Below are 1,811 nucleotides of genomic sequence, written 5' to 3'. Positions count from 1 at the left end.
AAGCGGCTTGAACGAGGCCGTTTTATATGGCCCAAGGCCGACGGTGGGAAGGTCCATCTGAGCTCTGCACAACTGTCGATGCTGCTTGAGGGCATCGACTGGCGACAGCCCCGTCGCACCGCCGCATTATCGATGTTGTAAACCGCGCTGCAGACTCGTAAACTACGGCGCATGTCGAGCGGCGCCGATCTCCCTGACGATATCGAACTGCTGAAGGCCTTGCTGGTCGAGGCCCGTAGTCTGCTTGCCGAACGCGATGTCGAGATTGAGCAACTCAAGGCCCAGATCGACAAGCTCAGGCGCATGCAGTTCGGTCGCAAGTCCGAGCAACTGCAGCGGCAAATCGAGACGCTCGAGACTCAACTTGAGGATCTGGCCGCCGGGCGCGGCGTTGTGGATGTGCAGCGTGCGCAGGCCCTCGGTGCAAATGCGCCCACCTCGAACGCAACGACGGACGAAGCGGCTTCCAGGCAAGCGCTTGCCGCGCATCTGCCGCGCGAGGATCAGGTGCTCGAACCTGAATCAAGCTGCCCGGATTGCGGTCAACCGATGCGGGTGCTCGGCGAGGACGCATCCGAACAACTCGCCCGGGTCACAGCCGCGTTCAAGGTCATTCGCACGATCCGGCGCAAACTGGTTTGCCCGTGCTGCAGCACGATCACCCAGCCGCCGATGCCCGGCCTGCCGATCGAGCGCAGCATTGCCCATCCGAGCTTGCTGGCAGACATCCTCGTCTCGAAGTATGCGGACCACCAGCCGTTGTACCGGCAATCCGCGATCGCGGCGCGCGACGGCGTGACGCTTGACCGGGCCAGCATGGGCCGCTGGGTCGGCCAGTGCGAGGCGCTGTGCGCACCGCTAACAGAGGCGCTGCGCCGCTATACGGTGTCGGCCACCAAGCTGCACGCCGATGACACGCCGATCCCGGTGCTCGCACCGGGCAACAGGAAGACGCGCACCGGCCGGCTGTGGGTCTATGTGCGCGACGATCATCGCTCCGGCTCGACGCAACCGGCTTCGGTCTGGTTCGCTTACTCGCCGAACCGGCAAGGCATCCACCCTCAAACCCATCTCGCCAGCTTCAAAGGGATTCTGCAAGCGGACGCTTACGCGGGATTCGACGAGTTGTTCCGCGATGGCTCGATACGCGAGGCGGCATGCCATGCCCACGCGAGGAGAAAGTTCTACGACATCCACGTGCGCACGCCATCTGACACGACACAAAAGGCACTCGAATATATTGGCGGGCTCTATGACATCGAAGCCTCCATTCGCGGCAGGCCTGCCGCCGAACGGCTGCGAATACGGCAGGAGAAAGCCAGACCACTGCTTCAAACCTACGAAGCGTGGCTCAGGGCAAAGCTCGAAACACTGTCGTCGAAGTCCGATACGGCCAAGGCGATCAACTACACGCTGAACCAGTGGAGCGCACTGACGTTGTATTGCGAAGACGGTACGCTCGAGATCGACAACAACATCGCAGAGAACGCGCTGCGTTGTGTAAGCCTGGGCCGGAAAAATTTTTTATTCGCCGGCTCAGACAGCGGCGGTGAACGGGCCGCCGCGATGTATGCACTGATTGGCACTTGCGCACTGAATGACATCGATCCGCGTGCCTACCTGGACTATGTGCTGACCCACATCGCCGATCACAAAATCAACCGCATTGACGCGCTCTTGCCCTGGTGTGTGGCCGACAAGCTGCACACGCGAGTCAGTCCGCCGAATTCGGCCACCTAACCGGCAACTCCAGTTCACCATCATGCCTCACACGCACAGGCATGGACAAACGGCCCAGCTGAGCCGCTTAC

2 protein-coding genes are annotated in these 1,811 nt (G+C 61.7%); both read left to right on the top strand.

The features are described from left to right. On the top strand, window positions 1-141 hold a 141-nt coding region (gene tnpB, locus U5A52_RS42825), incomplete at its 5' end, for an IS66 family insertion sequence element accessory protein TnpB (RefSeq protein ID WP_321940446.1). 30 nt (window positions 142-171) lie between these two features. Continuing rightward, a complete protein-coding gene (gene tnpC, locus U5A52_RS42820; protein ID WP_321940445.1) occupies window positions 172-1,740 on the top strand; it encodes an IS66 family transposase in 1,569 nt (522 codons plus the stop codon). Window positions 1,741-1,811 lie beyond the last annotated feature (71 nt).

Origin of the sequence: Paraburkholderia sp. J8-2 (assembly GCF_905220195.1) — a bacterium.
In the GTDB taxonomy this organism is placed as follows: Bacteria; Pseudomonadota; Gammaproteobacteria; order Burkholderiales; family Burkholderiaceae; genus Paraburkholderia.
The sequence above is the reverse complement of the archived record's forward strand: the minus strand, read 5'-3'. Positions and strand labels throughout refer to the sequence as shown.

Coding starts and splice junctions, on each gene's coding strand:
- tnpC (WP_321940445.1), top strand. CDS start 172: ATGTCGAGCGGCGCCGATCTCCCTGACGATATCGAACTGCTGAAGGCC.